We start from the raw sequence: 15847 nt of genomic DNA on the forward strand, positions 1-15847 counted from the left end.
GCTGTCAGCCCTTGCGGACGGAGGTGACCTGCACGTCGGTGAAGTGCAGCAGGCCCTCCACGCCGTGTTCGGCTCCGATGCCGGAGTCCTTCAGGCCGGCGAAGGGGAGCTGGGGTGAGTAGCGCTGGGACTCGTTGACCCAGACGGTGCCCGACTCGATCCGCCCGGCGATCCGCTCGGCCGCTGTCAGATCCGTGCCCCATACGGAGCCGGCGAGACCGTATTCGGAGTTGTTCGCGCGGGCGATGACCTCGTCCTCGTCGCGCCACTTCAGCAGCGGCACCACGGGACCGAACTGCTCCTGGGTGACGATCGGCGCGTCCTCGGGCGGGTTGTCCACCACGGTGGGGTGGACGAAGAAGCCGGGCCCGTCGGGGATGTCGCCCTCAACCAGGAAGGACAGTCCGTCCTTGCGGCTCTGCTCGATGAGGGCGACGACCCGCTCGTACTGGGCGCGGTTGTTGATCGGGCCGAGCTGCACGCCGTCCTCGGCACCGTCTCCGACCCGGACCTGCCGCGCCACCGCAGCGAAGCGCTCGGCGAAGGCGTCGTAGATGTCTTCGTGGACGTAGATGCGCTTGGAGCCGACGCACACCTGGCCGGTGTTGTTGAACGAGGCCCAGAAGAGCTTGTCGGCGATGGTGTCCAGGTCGGCGTCCGGGAGGACGATCGCGGCGTCGTTGCCGCCCAGTTCGAGGGTGAGGCGGGCCATGTGGTGCGAGGCGGACTGCATGACCTTGCGGCCGGTGGCCGTGGACCCGGTGAACGCGATCTTGCGGATGCCCGGGTGCTCGGTCAGCCGCGGGCCGAGGCTGTCTCCGCCGGTGACGATGTTGAGTGTGCCGGCCGGCAGCGCGTCGTGCAGCAGTTCACCGATGCGGGCGGTCGTCAGCGGCGTCGTGGGAGCGGGCTTGAGGACGAGGGTGTTGCCGGTGAGCAGAGCCGGGGCGATCTTCCAGAACGCCTGCGCCACGGGAAAGTTCCACGGCACGATGCCGGCGACCGGGCCCAGCGGTATGTGCCGGATCCGCACCCGGTGGGTGGCGTCCTCCCGCAGTTCTTCCTCGGGGAAGTCGAGCGCGGCGGTGCCCTCGCAGTAGGCGGCTGCGGCGTTGATCTCGCCGCGCGCCGCGGCGAGCGGCTTGCCCTGCTCGGCGGTCAGCAGCGCGGCCAGCTCCTCGCGGTGCTCACGCAGCACCTGCGCGAGTGAGCGGACCGCGGTACGGCGCTCCTCGACGGGCACGGTCCGCCAGGTGGCGAAGGAGCGGGCGGCGGCGTCGACGGCCTGGTCCAGCTGGGCGTCGGTGGCGTCCGGGACGTGGCCGATGACCTGTCCGGTCGCCGGGTTGATCACCTCAAGCGGGGTGCCCTCGGCGGGAACGGTCCGACCGTCTATCAGCATGCCGAACACGTGTGCGGCAGCGGGTGTGGTGGTCATGGTGTCTCCTGGGACATGGGGTGGGTTCGAGGTGCCGGGGTTCGGGGTCAGGCCAGGCCGAACATCAGCCACGACTGGCGGGCGGCCCAGGTGGGGTACAGCTCGCCCATGGCGTCGAACAGCTCGCGCTCGCCGGAGGTCTCCTTCTTCAGGCGGGCGAAGTCGTTCAGGTAGCGCTTGGTCCACTCGATGCACTCGGGAGTGTCGGGGACGCCCGGCTTCTTGTGGCCGGCGACGACGGTCTTCGGGTTCAGCGCCGCCAGGCGGTCCAGCGCGGCGATCCAGTTCTCGCGGATGTCGTCGGTGAGCTCGGCGACGTACTGGTGGCACTGGTTGTAGACCACGTCGCCGCCGACCACGAGGTCGAGAGCGGGCACGTACAGCGAGGTGCTGTCGGGCGCGTCGGTGCGGCCCTGCTCGATGATGCGCAGCTCGTGGCCCTCCAGCTCGAAGGAGCTGTCGGCAAAGGGCTCGGGCAGGGCGATCGCCGTGGGCATCTGCCCGGGCAGGAGCTTGCGGTAGGCAGCCGCGGACTGGGTGTGCGCGAACTCGACCGCCTTCGGCGTCGCGATGGCCTTGGCGTCGGGGTAGTGCCGCAGGAGCACGCTCAGCCCGGCGAAGTGGTCCAGGTGGCCGTGGGTGATGTAGATCGTCGTGAGATTGCGGTGGTGGAGCCTGACCCAGGCGGCCAGCGCCTCGGCCTCGGGCACGGTGGTCAGCGGGTCCACAAGAACCGCGTCGTGCTCCCCGTAGATCAGGACCGGGGCCATCGGATCCCAGGCCATCGGCGCCCCCAGCGCATGGGGCCGGTCGCCCACGATCGGCTTCTCGGGCGCGTTGAACACGTTGAAGTAAAGCGCGGAGGCCATGACGAACAAATCCTTTCGGCGGCGGGGTGGCCGGGCGGCCGGCCACTCCCTTGTATGTTCTATGTCTTAGACCATAGAATGCCGGGACCGGGTCCGCAAACAGGGCCAAGTACCACATCAGCACCATCCGGTCCGTCCCGCAGGCAGGCGGCGGCCCGCCAGGCGAGGAAAGGGGCGCGATGAGTCCCCGTAAGAGCGACAGCCGTGAGCGCATGGTGAGCTCCACGATGACCCTGTTGCGCGAGTACGGCGCGAGCGCGACCACCATCGACCGGGTGCTCGCCCACAGCAAAGCCCCACGCGGCTCGGTCTACCACCACTTCCCCGGCGGCCGGACCCAGCTGATCGAGGAAGCGGTCACACTCGGCGGCGACCTGATGACCGGCATGATCGAAACCCTCGCGCAGACCGAAGACCCGATCCGGGCGGTCGACGACTTCTTCGCACGCTGGCGCGACCAGGTGAAGGACAGCGGGTTCCGGTCCGGCTGCCCGATCGTCGCCGTGGCGGTGGAGGCCAACGACGAAGCCCCCCAACTCGCCCACACCGCAGGCCAGGTCTTCCTGCGCTGGCAGCGGGCGTTCACCGCTCTCCTGGAACGGCACGGCCTGTCCGAGGAGCGCAGCCGCCGCCTGGCCGCCCTGATCGTGGCCGCGGAGGAGGGCGCCGTGGTGATGTGCCGGGCTCAGGAAAGCACCGCCCCCATGGAGGACGCCGCCGCCGAGATCCACGCACTGCTCGTCCACGCCCTTGCCGACCGGCCCGACACCCGCGACAGTACTGGCCGGTAAACCGCAGCGACACCGAACACGCCGACCCCGAACGGTCCACTCCGAAGGAGCCGCCATGCCCACGCTGGAGCGCCAGGACAACGTCTTCACCCTCGACCTCGGCGACGGGGAGAACCGCTTCCACCCCGACTGGATCACCGCCCTGGAATCCGCCCTGGACGAGGTCGAGAAGACGGAAGGACCGCGCGCCCTGGTCACCGAGGCGCGCGGCAAGTTCTACTCCAACGGCCTCGATCTGGACTGGCTCGCCGCCAACCCCGACCAGTACCGGGACTACATCGTCTCCGTCCAGCGGCTCTTCGCCCGCCTGCTCTCCCTGCCCGTGATCACCGTCGCCGCCGTCCAGGGACACGCCTTCGCCGCCGGAGCGATGCTCACCCTCGCCCACGACTTCCGGGTCATGCGCGCCGACCGCGGCTTCTGGTGCCTGCCCGAAGTCGACATCCACATCCCCTTCACCCCCGGCATGGCCGCCCTCGTCCAGGCCCGCCTGCACCCGCAGACCGCCCACGAAGCGATGCTCACCGGCCACCGCTACGGCGGCACCGACGCCGCAGCCGCCCGCATCGTCGACCACGCGGTCGCCGAGGACGCCGTCCGCAGCACCGCCGTCGACCTCGCCCGCACCAACGCGGCCAAGGCCGGCGACACCCTCGCCACCATCAAGGCCCGCATGTACGCCCCTGCCCTGGCCGCCCTACGCGACTCCTCCAACCCCCTGGGCTGACCGCCGGCGCACGCCCCCACCCGCCCCTGAACCACACGATCAAGGAGTACGAGCGTGACCACCGCCGACCCCGCCGCCATGACCGGCCTGGAGCTGCTGCGCTGGGTGAAGAGCACCGACAGCGACGACGTTCCCTCCATACGCCGCCTGCTCGGCATGCACTTCGACGAGGTCGAGCACGGCCGCATCGTCATGTCCCTGAACACCAACCCCGACTTCGCCAACCCCCTCGGCACCGTCCACGGCGGGATCGCCGCCACCCTCCTCGACTCCGTCATGGGCTGCGCCGTCCACACCACCCTCCCCGCAGGCACCGGCTACACCACCCTCGAACTCAAGGTGAACTACATTCGCGCCGCCCGCACCGACGACCAGAAACTCACCGCCACCGGCACCGTCATCCACACCGGCCGACGCACCGCCACCGCCGAAGGCAAGGTGCTGGACGACAACGGCAAGCTCATCGCCCACGCCACCACCACCTGCCTCATCCTCCAGAGCACAACCTGACCCGCGGGTAGGTTCGACGACTGCCGGGCACGGGAGTCGTCGCATTCACGTGCCCTGGGCCGGTGCAGACGCAAGGTAGGTCTGCGCACCTTCGGCGCGCGATGCGACGACAAAGGTTTCGTCGCGCTGGCCACCGCCGGTCGGATGCGCAACCTTCGAGTGCAACGGACATCCAACAGGGATGTGACTCCGGTGAATCGGTGATTGGTCGCCTGATCGCTGATGTGACTGTTACCTGCCGATAGGTGTGGGTGGCTCTGATGAGGACGGGTCGCATAAGGGCGGAACCGAACAGAGCTGGAGTCGGGCGGAGTAGGCTTCCCGACGTGACCGACCCTCTTCCGATCATGCCCGCAGCGTGGTTCCCCACGCTGCCAGAGCTGATGACGGGGTCCTGGGCACACAAGACAGCTGTTCAGCCTGTTCAGGACGTCGACATGATCCTGGCGACCAGCATGCTGTCCCACGGAGTCGACCTCGACCGCGTCGGCGCTCTGAACTTGGCCAGCGCCCGTTTGGGTGACTGGGGGCAGTTCTGGGCTTTCCTGGCGAAGGACTTCTCCAACTCCCCAAAGTCTGAGGATGTAGCACGCCTCCTGCTCCGGACGGCGGAGGAGACCTTGGGTCTCCCGAGCAGCACATCCGGGCTCCTCCATGGGCTTGCCGATGCGCCACCTCCCGCCCAGCAGTACGTCGCCGATGGACAGCATCGGCTCGCGGGGCTGGAGTCCATCGTTTGGCACTCGGCCGGCGCAGGTAAGACCGCGACTTTCATCATTGACCTGATCGACCAGTTCAGTCATCGACTTGATGACCTCAGTCGGGGCGGACATGTTCCGAACTGGGCTGAGCTTCGACACCTTGCTGATGCCGCGTCCGCGCTCTCCGGATTGCTTCTGGTCCTCGCGCAGCGCCTTCTGATGGGTGGCGGCAAGTTCTTCGATCACCTCGCCGCTGTCCCGCCCAACGAGTCCTCGCCATGCGGTGTCCTGCGGCTGGCCGTACCGTGCGTGCCCCGCGCTCCCGGAGCGGGTCCGGTTCCCGGCCCGACCGAGTTCACCCTCGCTGCATAGCTTCGCGCGGGGGTACCGAGACCCGCGTGAGGTTGATCGTGATGATGTCCCACTGGTTGCTCCTCTACCTGCTGCTTCTCTCCCTATTGCTAATGCCCGTGCTCCTCTCGCACTACGGCCCACGAATTCGCCGACGTGCGCGACACATCCGGTCATGGGCGGCACGCTTGAAGCGACGGGCCTTCGCCGCGCTGCGGCGACGGCTGTGGCGCTGGCTGACGGAGCCCCCCACGGACGACGCCCCGGACGGCGCTCCCCCGGCCACTCCGTTGCACCCACGGCCCTGACCGGACACGCACATGGGGAGGGCCCCCACCCCTCTGAGGGGTGGGGGCCCTCCCCATGTGCACCGTCTACTTCACCGGCCAATCGCCGAACGGTACTGGTGTCTGCCCAGTTGCGTCCCGAACAGCTTCTTCGGTCCCACAAGCGGCGCAGATTCGAACGTCACGATCAACCGTGATCCGGGATCGGGCGGGTCGTTCACCGAGTGGGCCGCCGCAGCGCGGACAGGGGGTGTCGGGCACGGGTCACTCCTCGGGGTGCTCGCGGGCGGACTTGAGGATGAGGTTCCAGGTTGGGCGGGAGTAGGTCTTCTCCGTCTGGCTCTGGAGCTGGGGGATCAGGTCGGCGTTCTTCGCGCCGGGGTTCGCCGCGATGGCCTGCCGGGCGAGGGTCAGCCGCTCGTCTCCCTGGTAGGGGTAGGCCAGGCCCTTGCGGCCCGCGGTGCGCCCTCCGGCGTGCCCGCGGCCCTTGCGTTCCGCGAGGTAGTGCCACAGCCTCCACCGCTTCCACTTAGGCCGCCGCCGGGTCGGAAGCTCGTCCCAGTCATCGGGCTCGGGCCACCCCTCGGGCGGGTTCTTGACGTAGTGGGAGACGGTGGCGGAGTCGGCGAATCCACAGATTTTCGCGGCTTCGGCGGGGCCCACCATCTCTTCGGGGTCGCCGTCGAGCTTCGGCGGATTGGTGGTGGCGGCGGCGGCACGCTGCCGCTGGAGCTCGTGGTGCCACGTCGCCCATGCGTCGCCGTCCCAGTGCATGACGCCGTTGATGGTGTCCGCGACGGGCGGGTGCCCGTTGTTCTCCCGGTCGGTCCAGAGGTTCTGAAGGGTCGGCTCGCTGATGCCGTGGACCTTGCGCAGGTCTGCGCGCGAGTAAAGCGTGCGGCCGGTCTTCGGGGACACGCTCGCCTCCTGTTCTCGGTCGCGGTCGTGACCGCGTTGTGTGGTTACGGGATGTCGTCCGGGTCGGGGGCCGGCGCCCATGTACGGCTGCCCGCCGATTCGAGTCGGGTGAGGGTGGCTATGTCGGCCAGGGGGACGGCGGCGGCCCAGTCGGCACGGCCGGGGTGGTCGACGGGGAAGTTGAGCACGATGTGCCGGCCGGTCGGGGGGAAGTCCTCGACGATGACGAAGGTGTCGTTCGGGTCGGCATCAATGCTGTTACCCGTGATGAGCTGGGCGACGTCGCCGGGCTGGGGACAGTCGGGGTGTCGGTCGCATAGCATGGTGGGGTTCTTTCTGGTGAGAGGACACTGACGGCCAGCGCCTTGTTGCCCTTGTGCGCTGGCCGTCGTCTGTTGTCTGGGGTGTGTCGTGCCCGCGGGGCACGCGGCCGGTCGGAGGTTGCCCGCTCCGCCGTCAGCGGAGTAATTAAACCACCTTTGGATTGGGTGGGGTGGGGCCCTGATCCGGACGACGGCGCTCATCAGAAGAGGGCCCCCTGATCTTCGGAGCGTTGGCCCCGGCCGACGGGCGGCCGAGGAACGCGGAGTTCGTAGCGGGGACGTCCCGCGTGCGGAGGGGCGTGGGCTTCGCGGCGGTACCGGCTCCACGCCACGACGGGGGCGCCCTGGTCGATCCAACCGGCCGGGTAGCTGGCGGTGAACTGGGCCCAGCGGCTCCGGCTCCGCGGCACTGCCCATCGGTCCTCGACGGTGGGGATCGGCGGCAACGTCCTCCAGCCGGGGAACGCATGGTCGTGTGCCTGCTCCACCGCCACGTTGTCACCACCCCCAAACCCGTCCCCGCAGTGCACGGGGCCTTCCCACGGGCACGCGAGACACCCGCCACGGAACTCCTGCTTCTCCCCCCGGCGGCTGGTCGGCCGGCTCCGGGAGAGCAGGGTCGGGGTGTGGTGTGCGGGCGTGTCCAGTTCGTGGCCGAGGTCGCTGTACGCGCCGCCGGGGTGTCCGGCCTGGATGTGCCACGCCTGCCCGGCGCTCTCTGGGCGGTGGCGCGTCCGCGCGTTGCGCACTCTCCAGTAGTACGTCTGCCGTGCCCGTGCTCCAGTCGGCTCGACGACGGTGGCGGTCACGGTTTCCTGCTTCCGACGGCGAGGACTTCGCGGAGCGGGTCCGCGAGCGCGGCCTGTTCGTCGGGGGCATCGAGGAACCGCGTCCCGTACGCACGGCGCACCGCGCGGCGGGCGTCCTGGTGACGGTCGAGCTCCGGGTAGTACGGCGACCGGTCGAGCACGTCATAGCCGTGCTGGGTGAGCACGTCTGCGATGAGCGACCGGACCTGAACCGGGTCAAGGGCGGAGAGGTCGTTTGCCCTCGGGGCCGCGAGGAGTACGCGGATCAGCTCGGTCGCGCTGAGCCGGGGGTGGAGGGGAACGCTGAGCCGGTGGATGCCGTCCCGGCTGGGGGTGGCGGCTCCTCGGCGGCTCGGCGTCCTGGTGGTGCTTCGGTCTTCTGTCGTCTCGTCCATCGTGTGGGCCTTCGATGACTCGGGATGCTGGCGGGTGGCGGGGGTCAGAACAGGGCGTGTTCGACGCGGGCGGCGGCGGTGCGGAACGCGTGGGCGGCGTCGGCGGCGGTACGGCCGGGCTCGCTGCTCCACCGGTCGATGGCCTCGCGGTGCCGGGCCTTGGCAGCGGCGGGGTCGGCGGCGTCGACGGGGTGACCGGTGAGGGTTTCCGCGAGGATGGCGAACGCCTGATCATGGGCACGGTCAATGCGGTCCCAGTCGTACGTCCGGCCGGCGGCTCCCCGCCCGTGGCCGGCGGCGACTTCGAGGGCGCCGCGCGGCCAGCACGGCAACGTGGCCGTACGGCCCGGACCGGCGAACAGACGGGGGCCCTGGTGAATGCCGACGTGTTCGATGTGGCGGGCGGCCCATTCCAGGATCGCGGCCGGGGTGTCCGCGATGACGATGCTTTCGGGGGTGTGGCGGGTCGGCACGGTGCTGTCCTTCGGGAGCGCGGGGGCGGCGGCGCGCTGCCGCCGCCCCTCGGTCGGCTGCTAGTGGTAGGCGGGGATCAGTCGGCGAACCTTGTCCTCTCCGATGCACCCACCCTTGTGACGGCGCGCGCTCGGCGGCTCTCCGTTGCGCCCGCGCAAGTGGCTCCAGAACTTCGGGCCCTGCCAGTCACACAATTCGCAGCTGAGGAACCAGTGGTTATCGCTGCCGGGGAACCCGGTGAGCACTGCCCGCCAGTGGTGGGCCAGGAGTCCCGCGAACGCGACCTGCGCGCCCTCGGTGTTGCGATCGTTGACCGGCATCCGCGGGTGCAGGAGGGGCACCGGCCCGCACAACGGCGTGGGGGCCTCGGCGAGCACCTGGTCCAGGGGCACGGCGCCGATCCGACCGGCGGCGTACTCCTCCGCGAGATGGGCAGCGGCCATATCGGTGCCGGGGGTCCCCTTGGGCGGGCGGCGGAGGTTGCGTTCGCCCTCGGTGGTGAGGACGAGCCAGTCTCGGTGCCACCTGTAGGCGCGGCCGATGACCTGGTCTTCGCCGACGATCACGGGGTATCGGCACTGGATGTCGGGGGCGCCGACGCGGTACGTCGGGACGGTGGTGCTGCCCTCGGTCGCGGGGACGATGAGCCTGCCCGCTTCGGTGTCGGGGACGGTGATGGTCGCGGGTCGTTCGAGGAGTTGCGTGGTCATGGTGGTGCCCTTGTCTGGTGAGAGAGGGGCCCGCCCCGGCGCGCTCGGCCGCCGGGGCGGGCGGGGGCGTCGTTACGCGGCTTCGGAGGCCGGGGCCTGCGGCGCGGTGGTCCACTCGCGGCGCGGGGTAATGCCCAGCTCGTCTAGGACCGGGGCGTGGCTGCCGTTGTCCGGGACCCATTCCCAGTCGGCGCCTTCGGTGCCGGGCCGGTCGGTCCAGGTGAGCATGTAGGAGCGGCCGGAGGTGCGGGGGTCGCCGCATACGGCCTGTGCCTCGCGGCGGGTCATGGCCCACAAGGCGCGCCGCTTGCGGGAGCGGCTGGAGCCCTTCGAGGCGATCAGCACCAGCGCCATTCCGTCCAGCCAGTTCGCACCTGCGGCGGGGGCCGCTGCGGCGGTCGGCTTCACGACCGGCACCGGTTCCTCGACCGCCGTGGACTGCTCGGCCGGTTCCTGCGCTTCGGTGGCCGGGGCCTGGGGCGGCTGCTGCATCTCGGCGGCGCTCTTGCGCCCGGACACACCGTCGTAGGGGGCGGTCCATGTCCAGTCGTCGTACTGGTTGCCGGTGGCGCGGACGATGCGCTTGCCGACGCCGTTGTGGATGTGCGGGATGGTCACGGACTTCGGGTTGACCCGCAGGACCTCGTACCAGGTTCCGCGGTAGAGCACGAAGTCACCGCGCTTGAAGTCGGCCCGCGACCACACCTTGAAGCCATCGGCTTCGGCGTCCTTGATGACCTTCTCCCAGTGGGCAATCTCCTCGGTCAACTCCTGGCGCTCGATCTCCAGCTCCGGGTCAGCCGGGTTCCGGGAGAACCCCTTGGCGGACTGGCCGCGCTGCCACTTCTCCACCGCGCGGAGATCGGCCCGCAGCTTGTCGAGACGACGGAGCGTGCGGCCGGGGTCCTTCTTGACCTGCTGGTAATTCGCGGCGGCCTGCGCCCGGCCGCTCCAGTGGGAGGCGCGGTCACTCTCGCCGATGCTCTTGCGCATCGCGTCGTCCACCCGCGCGTGATCGCGGCGGGCACGGCCCTCGGAGTGGTGACCGACGAGGATCGGCTGACCGAAGGCGAACCGCTCGGATATGTCGTGGCTCTTCTTCCGCGTGGCCTCGGAGGACTGGGCAGCGCTGGCGGCGTACCCCCCGAACCGGTCCGCGCGGCCTTCGGCCTTCTCCTCCCGCTCCTCCTCGGCCTCGCTGAAGCTCCGGCGGTCGGCGTTGTCGACGGTCAAGGTGACCTCGAACCCCTTCTCCCGGAGTCGCTGCGCGAGGAGTTCGAGCGAGGGGGTGTAGGTGGCGTGGTCGCGGCTGTGCGGGAGGTACCAGCAATCAAGGTTCCTGCTCCAGCGGAAGGGCTGGCGTTGGGTGCGACCGTACTCACGGAGTCGCAGGATCTCGGCCGATCCGTCGCCCCGGCTGGTCCCCTCGATCAGGGTTCCTTCGCGGCGGGTGTGGGTGATCTCGATAGTCACTGAACTGGTCTTTCCTGGTGAGAGTTTGTGGTCCGGCCGCAGGGCGGACCGTGCGTTGGCAGCGGCGCTGCGCCACCGGCGCGGGCCGTGAGGGACGATCGGCTCGCGGGTCGTCGCGCCTGCGCGACGACAGGGGCAGTCGCGCCCCCGCGGGGCGCGTCCGCTGCGGTCCGGTGCCCGTCGTCGGTCGGCGGAGCCGCCTGCGGCGGAGTCGGCCGGCGGCGGTGAACGCACCGGACCTGTCCTGCCGCCCCGAAGGGGTGTCCGTTGGGCTGCTGGTGGCCTGCCGGTCCGGAGGGTTGCCCTCCCCCGGACCGGCGGGCCTGGGTGTCAGCTGCGGTGGAGCGTCTGGCGGGCGGCCGGGTCGGCGTCGGCCAGTCCGGTCCGCTCGCGCCATGCCTGGCGGACGGCGGTGCGGAGCGCGTCTCCGTCGTCGTAGGCGAACCGGCCCCGGCGCAGGCTGCGGGCGATGTCGCGGAACACGTCCGGGTGCATCGTGGTGAGCGTGTCGTCGAGCGGGGTCAGCTCGTGCGGGAACATCGCCTGGACGCTGTCGCCCGGCTGCGGGGCACCGAGGGTGAAGAACCAGACCACGGACATGGTGGCCTCTTCCGCGAACTCCGGCCCACCGAACGGGCCGACGACGACGGCCGGGCGGGTGTCGAGCTGGTGGCCCCGAAACCAGGGTCCGGCGATCACGAGCGTCGCGGTGGGGAAGTCCTGGACAGTGGGCGTCTGGTCGGTGGTGAGCATGTCGTATCCCTGTCTGGTGAGAGAGTCCGCCGGGGCCGGTCGGCCCCGGCGGGGGTGTCGGTCGGGGGGTTGCCCTCCCCCTTCCGACACCATTAATTAAACCATGTTCTCCGGTTCTGGTCAACCGGCCGCGACAAGTTCACGTCGACGCTCGGCGGCAGCCCTGGCGGCGCGGGCGATGGCGCGGCCGGTCTCGATGACTCGTACGGCAGCCTCATGAACCGGGGGCCGCTTGTCCTGAGTGATGATGCCCGCGAGCGGCGGCATGACGGCGGGGCCCGGGGGGATTCCGAGGATGAGCGCGGCAACGTGGGCGGCCGAAGCCACCTCGGCTGCGTGCTGGCCGGGAAGGGGGGCATCCGCCTCGGGGATGCGCCGCCACGCGTGGCCGTACAGCAGGATGCGCACGGCGTTGTCGGGTGCCCGCTGGGTGAAGTCGAAGCCTCCGGCCTGCTCGGGGTCCTCGTGGTACTGGTCGCGGTACTGGCTCACCAGGACATCGCGAACGACCTCGGCGGCGAGCGGGGTGGCGGCGGGCGGCTCGTATGCGTCGCCGTCGGTCTGACTGATGTCGAAAACCGGCCCGGCCTTGAAGCCGGACACCCTGCGCGGTGCGCCTTCGGTGGTCTTGTCGATGGCCTCTTGCTGGCCGCCGTCGGAAGGTGCCGCCGCGCCCTCCTGCCCCTCCTCCGGCCGCCGCTTGATCGGCGTCCAGATGCGGAGAGACGTGGAGCCCTTGGTCGGGAAGCGTCCGATCTTTCGCCAGTCACCCGAGCTGAGTATGTGGGTGGCGTTGGGGTGCTGGGCGGCGACGGCGATGCAGTTGGTGGGGCTGCGGTCGTCGCGGTCCGTGTGAGTGAGGTTCGCAGCCGTGCGCATGACTGCGGCCCAGAAGTCCTCGCGCGCGACCATCGCACCATATGCGCGATCCATGACGGCTTCGAGGTCACCGCGCATCTTGGCGGAGTAGGCCCGGCGCTCTTCGTCGGTCATCTTCGGCTTACGGGGCATGTCGCAGTCCTCCTGGTGAGAGATAGGCGTTCGGGGCCGACTGGCCCTCCGGGGGTGTCGGTCGGGGGGTTGCCCTCCCCCTTCCGACATCACTAATTAAACCATGTTTCTGGATGGTCGGCAACCCTACATCCAGTACGAGCCCGTTTCGTTGCTCGTGGCGCGGTATGCGCCCATGACCTCGTCCTCTATTCGCATCCAGCGTTCGAGGATTTCGGGAGCGGTCGTCTTGTCACTGGCCGCGCGCGTGGCCCGGCGCCATTCAATGGCGATTTTGAGTGTGCGGAGTTGGGAGCGAGTCAGTTCCCATCGGCGGGAATCCGGGAGTTGATCGCCATAGGCCATCGCAACGGCGTTGTTGATGTGCTCAGTACCGGACCACACGTTGTGTGCGGACTGGAGCGCAAGGGCGCGCTTGAGGGTGCACCGGAGGTATGGGGCCTGGACGGTCCATTGTGGCTCGATGATAAATATATCGGCGCTCACCACGGGGCCTTTCTGTGCGGGGCGGTGCACCACGGAAGCGCACCGCCCCGAGTGCATGCGGAAATTAGAGGGCGCATCCGTCGCCACAGCAGCCCAACTCATCGTCAGGAGTTTGCACGCTGGGGAGAAAACGGCTCACCGCAAAAACCACGGCGTCGGCGATGATTCGGGGCACATCATTGAGTGCGAGGCTCACCATTTCACCGTCGAGTCCGATACGAACCTCTCCCGGCTCAAGGTTCATGTAGACAAAAGCCGTTGTGCCGTCGATACGGGTACGGGCTCCGGGGAGACGGGCGGAGAGATCGCGCGCGGTCTCCTCGACACCCCGCCGCGTCTCTGCCTGTGCGCGGTTGTGGTCGGTCACCCGCTCGTGAACATCCTGGTGGACGGGGATGAGGTCGGCGGCTATCCGAGCCGCAATGCTCGCCGGGTCCTCAGACATGACGACGCGGATCGTGTCGCGCTCGCCCTTCCGGAACGGGTAGTCGGTGGCAGGGAATGCACCCCGGATGTGCAGGTGCCCGGGGTCATCGAACCGCTCGGAGAGATGGAGTTGCCGCCCGTCCAGGTGGGTGAAGGTGGCGGCGTGATCCAGTTCTCGAACGCCGTGGCGCGCAGGCTGCGGGCGCCAGTTCCCGCCGAGCTCCAGCGCGATCGGGTAGGCGAGCTCCGTGACGGTCGGAGGAACGTTCATCGCTTGACTCCTGGTGAGAGTGACTGTCGGCGGCCGGTCGGCCCGCCGGGTGCCGGTCGGGGGTTGCCCTCCCCTTCCGACATCACTAATTAAACCATGTTTTAGGGGTTGGGTCAACCCCGACATGAGCCCCGACCTGGCCTTCTCTCGCCACCACCGACCCGCACCCGCCCGCCGGGCCGCGCCCATCACGGGCCTGGGCGGGGTTCCCTCCTCGGTCGGACAGCTCCGCCGCACCAGGGTTCCGGGCGCGGTGTCCTGGCTCGCGCAGCGACCGCGAAGCGGCTCGGCCTGGACGCCGTGCCCGGAACCCTGGTACGCCCCCCGGGGTGTCCGGCCGAGGAGGGAACCCCGCCTCCACCACCCGCACCACGACGCTCCCGCACCCGACCAACCCGGCCCCCACCCCCTCCGAGTAGGACCCGCCGGAGGCAACAAGGAACTACAGGTCACGGGCGAAGAGTCTATGTACTCTGGCCTGCGATCCAGGAATTGCGGCTCCGCCGCATCCAAGTCCAGGGTTCCTGCACGTGGTGCTGCGCCACGGTGACGTAGTCAAGAAGGCAGCGGTCGATCTGATCCATGCCGACGGAACTATCCGTGAGGGAATCTTCCACGGCCCGCATGAAGAACTGTGCGTGTGCCGTGACGGCGTTTGTGCCCTCCAGCCATAGGACCTGATACGCCCGCTTGGCCTCTGCAAGAAGTGCTTCGTCCAACGCGCCTCGATCACGCTTGCGGTCTTCGGCAAGAGCATGGGCTGCTTGTAGGAAGGTGACGTATGCGTCGCGCTTGATGCTGAGCTGCTGCCCTCGCACTTGCGACTCCAAGGTCTGATGCACAGTCGCCACGATGGCTTCGGCCTGTTTCTCGCCAGCGTGCCGTGCAGCCGCGGCCTGCTCCTCGCCAGCCACTCGCGCGGCAGATGCTTGCCGCAGACCTGCACTACGCGTGAACCAGCCTGTCACTGCGCTGCCGGCGATCGCAGATCCAGCCGCGATCAGCGCCACCCCCCACTCGCTCATGACTACACTCTCTCAACTCCGGCTGTGCCCCCTGCCGCGGGGGTCTGCGGTGTCCGAGGGATCGAGCAGCATTCGGCCGGTCCGGCCACCGCCACCGCGCCCGCCGTCACCACAAAGCGGGCTGCACGACGGTATGGCCGTGCCCGAGGCGGGATGAGCCGGACGGACGGGCTCGTGACGGAGTTCACCGCGGGCTCGGCGTATGCGCGCCGGGGTAGCGGCCGCCCTCGTCCTCCCATCGGTCGGCGGCGTCGCGCTCGTCGCGGGCCCGCTGTTCGTTGAGCGTGACCGGCTTTCGGTACAGGTTCCGGGCGCTGGAGTCGAGCGGCGGGAGCGCGCGGGCTGCGGCCTTCTGGTCGTCACGGCGCTTGTGGCGCCGCCGGACCCGGGCGAACCGCGACTCGTAGGCGTCGCGGTCGTTGTCGTGGAGTCCGGCGGGGTGGAGCCGCGCCAGCTCAAGGGCGACCTGCCCCATCGGGCTGGGGGTCAGTACGGGGGTGCCGTCGTCCTGGCGGACGGCGACGAGGAACCGTGCGGCGAACAGGGCCTCGGTCCGGTCGCGGCTGACCCGCCGGCCACCGGACCACACACCGCGCTGGGCCGCTTGCCGGGCCGTTCCGTCTCGCCAGTACAGGCGCCCGGACTCGGCGGCCTCCAGCACACGGACGTGCCCCGCCGTCCAACCGAGTTCGGCAACGTGGCCTTCGGCGAGATACCGGTTCCTCACCGCCCGGTCCCGGTTGTCCGCGTCCATGCCAGTGGCCGCGCGCTCCTCGGCCTCCCGCTCGGCCTCTTCCCGACGCCGTTTGGTCTCCCGCTCGGCGTATTCGGCCGCCGTCAGCTTCCGTTCCAGCTCGGCCCGCAGATCCTCGGCCGTCGTCTCGGCTCCGGCGGCGGCTTGAGCGAGCACGGCGTGGTGGACGGCTTCGCGGGCGCAGTACGCGAGCGCGCTGGCAGGCATCTCGGGGTCGTCGGCGTACTTCTCGGCACGGTCGGCATGCCGGGCGGCTTCGACGGCTTCATGGTGGGCCGCGTGCATGGCAGCTTCCAGCCTCGTGGTCCCGGAGCGGCTTCGGCGAACGGCGACCATGGCGTCGTC

The 15847-nt window shown here is 69.7% G+C and carries 19 protein-coding genes; 4 read left to right on the top strand and 15 right to left on the bottom strand.

Annotated elements, in window-relative coordinates; all coding sequences use genetic code 11:
* Positions 1 to 4: 4 nt before the first annotated feature.
* Together ACWCWD_RS22785 and ACWCWD_RS22790 are read right to left on the bottom strand one after the other, a co-directional pair.
* Positions 5 to 1438 carry an aldehyde dehydrogenase family protein gene (locus ACWCWD_RS22785; RefSeq protein ID WP_450774985.1) on the bottom strand — a complete coding sequence of 478 codons (1434 nt, stop codon included), beginning with the start codon at positions 1436 to 1438 and terminating at the stop codon, positions 5 to 7.
* A 47-nt stretch (positions 1439 to 1485) separates the two neighbouring features.
* Positions 1486 to 2307, bottom strand: coding sequence for an MBL fold metallo-hydrolase (locus ACWCWD_RS22790; RefSeq protein ID WP_450774987.1), 822 nt, complete (start codon positions 2305 to 2307; stop codon positions 1486 to 1488).
* Between the two features lie 179 nt (positions 2308 to 2486).
* On the opposite strand from ACWCWD_RS22790, the gene ACWCWD_RS22795 reads away from it, so the two are divergent.
* The 4 genes from ACWCWD_RS22795 to ACWCWD_RS22810 all read left to right on the top strand — a co-directional run bounded on the left by ACWCWD_RS22795 (position 2487) and on the right by ACWCWD_RS22810 (position 5408).
* Positions 2487 to 3098 carry a TetR/AcrR family transcriptional regulator gene (locus ACWCWD_RS22795; RefSeq protein WP_450774989.1) on the top strand — a complete coding sequence of 204 codons (612 nt, stop codon included), beginning with the start codon at positions 2487 to 2489 and terminating at the stop codon, positions 3096 to 3098.
* Positions 3099 to 3153: 55 nt separating this feature from the next.
* Positions 3154 to 3825, top strand: coding sequence for an enoyl-CoA hydratase-related protein (locus tag ACWCWD_RS22800; protein WP_450774991.1), 672 nt, complete (start codon positions 3154 to 3156; stop codon positions 3823 to 3825).
* Between the two features lie 54 nt (positions 3826 to 3879).
* Entirely contained in the window at positions 3880 to 4335 is a 456-nt protein-coding gene (locus ACWCWD_RS22805; RefSeq protein WP_450774993.1) for a PaaI family thioesterase, read from the top strand.
* A gap of 326 nt (positions 4336 to 4661) precedes the next feature.
* Positions 4662 to 5408, top strand: a complete 747-nt coding sequence (locus ACWCWD_RS22810; RefSeq protein ID WP_450774995.1) for a hypothetical protein — start codon at positions 4662 to 4664, stop codon at positions 5406 to 5408.
* A gap of 530 nt (positions 5409 to 5938) precedes the next feature.
* Here ACWCWD_RS22810 and ACWCWD_RS22815 read toward each other — a convergent pair.
* The 13 genes from ACWCWD_RS22815 to ACWCWD_RS22875 form a co-directional block, all read right to left on the bottom strand.
* Positions 5939 to 6592, bottom strand: a complete 654-nt coding sequence (locus ACWCWD_RS22815) for a hypothetical protein (protein WP_450774997.1) — start codon at positions 6590 to 6592, stop codon at positions 5939 to 5941.
* 44 nt (positions 6593 to 6636) lie between these two features.
* Positions 6637 to 6915 carry a DUF6211 family protein gene (locus ACWCWD_RS22820; protein WP_450774999.1) on the bottom strand — a complete coding sequence of 93 codons (279 nt, stop codon included), beginning with the start codon at positions 6913 to 6915 and terminating at the stop codon, positions 6637 to 6639.
* 200 nt (positions 6916 to 7115) lie between these two features.
* Positions 7116 to 7724, bottom strand: coding sequence for a DUF6349 family protein (locus ACWCWD_RS22825; protein WP_450775001.1), 609 nt, complete (start codon positions 7722 to 7724; stop codon positions 7116 to 7118).
* Entirely contained in the window at positions 7721 to 8119 is a 399-nt protein-coding gene (locus ACWCWD_RS22830; protein WP_450775003.1) for a DUF6181 family protein, read from the bottom strand. The genes ACWCWD_RS22825 and ACWCWD_RS22830 overlap by 4 nt, the downstream gene beginning before the upstream one ends.
* 44 nt (positions 8120 to 8163) lie before the next feature.
* Entirely contained in the window at positions 8164 to 8592 is a 429-nt protein-coding gene (locus tag ACWCWD_RS22835) for a DUF6197 family protein (protein ID WP_450775005.1), read from the bottom strand.
* Between the two features lie 60 nt (positions 8593 to 8652).
* Positions 8653 to 9303 carry a hypothetical protein gene (locus ACWCWD_RS22840; protein WP_450775007.1) on the bottom strand — a complete coding sequence of 217 codons (651 nt, stop codon included), beginning with the start codon at positions 9301 to 9303 and terminating at the stop codon, positions 8653 to 8655.
* Positions 9304 to 9375: 72 nt separating this feature from the next.
* Entirely contained in the window at positions 9376 to 10776 is a 1401-nt protein-coding gene (locus tag ACWCWD_RS22845; RefSeq protein ID WP_450775008.1) for a DUF3560 domain-containing protein, read from the bottom strand.
* A gap of 330 nt (positions 10777 to 11106) precedes the next feature.
* Positions 11107 to 11529, bottom strand: a complete 423-nt coding sequence (locus ACWCWD_RS22850; protein ID WP_450775010.1) for a DUF6409 family protein — start codon at positions 11527 to 11529, stop codon at positions 11107 to 11109.
* Positions 11530 to 11649: 120 nt separating this feature from the next.
* Complete coding sequence (locus ACWCWD_RS22855; protein ID WP_450775012.1) at positions 11650 to 12540, bottom strand: hypothetical protein; 891 nt, start codon at positions 12538 to 12540, stop codon at positions 11650 to 11652.
* A 126-nt stretch (positions 12541 to 12666) separates the two neighbouring features.
* Positions 12667 to 13029 carry a hypothetical protein gene (locus ACWCWD_RS22860; protein ID WP_450775014.1) on the bottom strand — a complete coding sequence of 121 codons (363 nt, stop codon included), beginning with the start codon at positions 13027 to 13029 and terminating at the stop codon, positions 12667 to 12669.
* Positions 13030 to 13090: 61 nt separating this feature from the next.
* Complete coding sequence (locus ACWCWD_RS22865) at positions 13091 to 13723, bottom strand: hypothetical protein (protein WP_450775016.1); 633 nt, start codon at positions 13721 to 13723, stop codon at positions 13091 to 13093.
* A 464-nt stretch (positions 13724 to 14187) separates the two neighbouring features.
* Positions 14188 to 14748 (bottom strand): hypothetical protein, encoded by a 561-nt coding sequence (locus tag ACWCWD_RS22870; RefSeq protein ID WP_450775018.1) that lies wholly within the window; start codon positions 14746 to 14748, stop codon positions 14188 to 14190.
* 184 nt (positions 14749 to 14932) lie between these two features.
* On the bottom strand, positions 14933 to 15787 hold the full coding sequence (locus ACWCWD_RS22875; RefSeq protein ID WP_450775020.1) for a hypothetical protein: 855 nt from the start codon (positions 15785 to 15787) through the stop codon (positions 14933 to 14935).
* Between the last annotated feature and the right edge of the window lie 60 nt (positions 15788 to 15847).

The organism is Streptomyces sp. NPDC001493 (assembly GCF_053597235.1).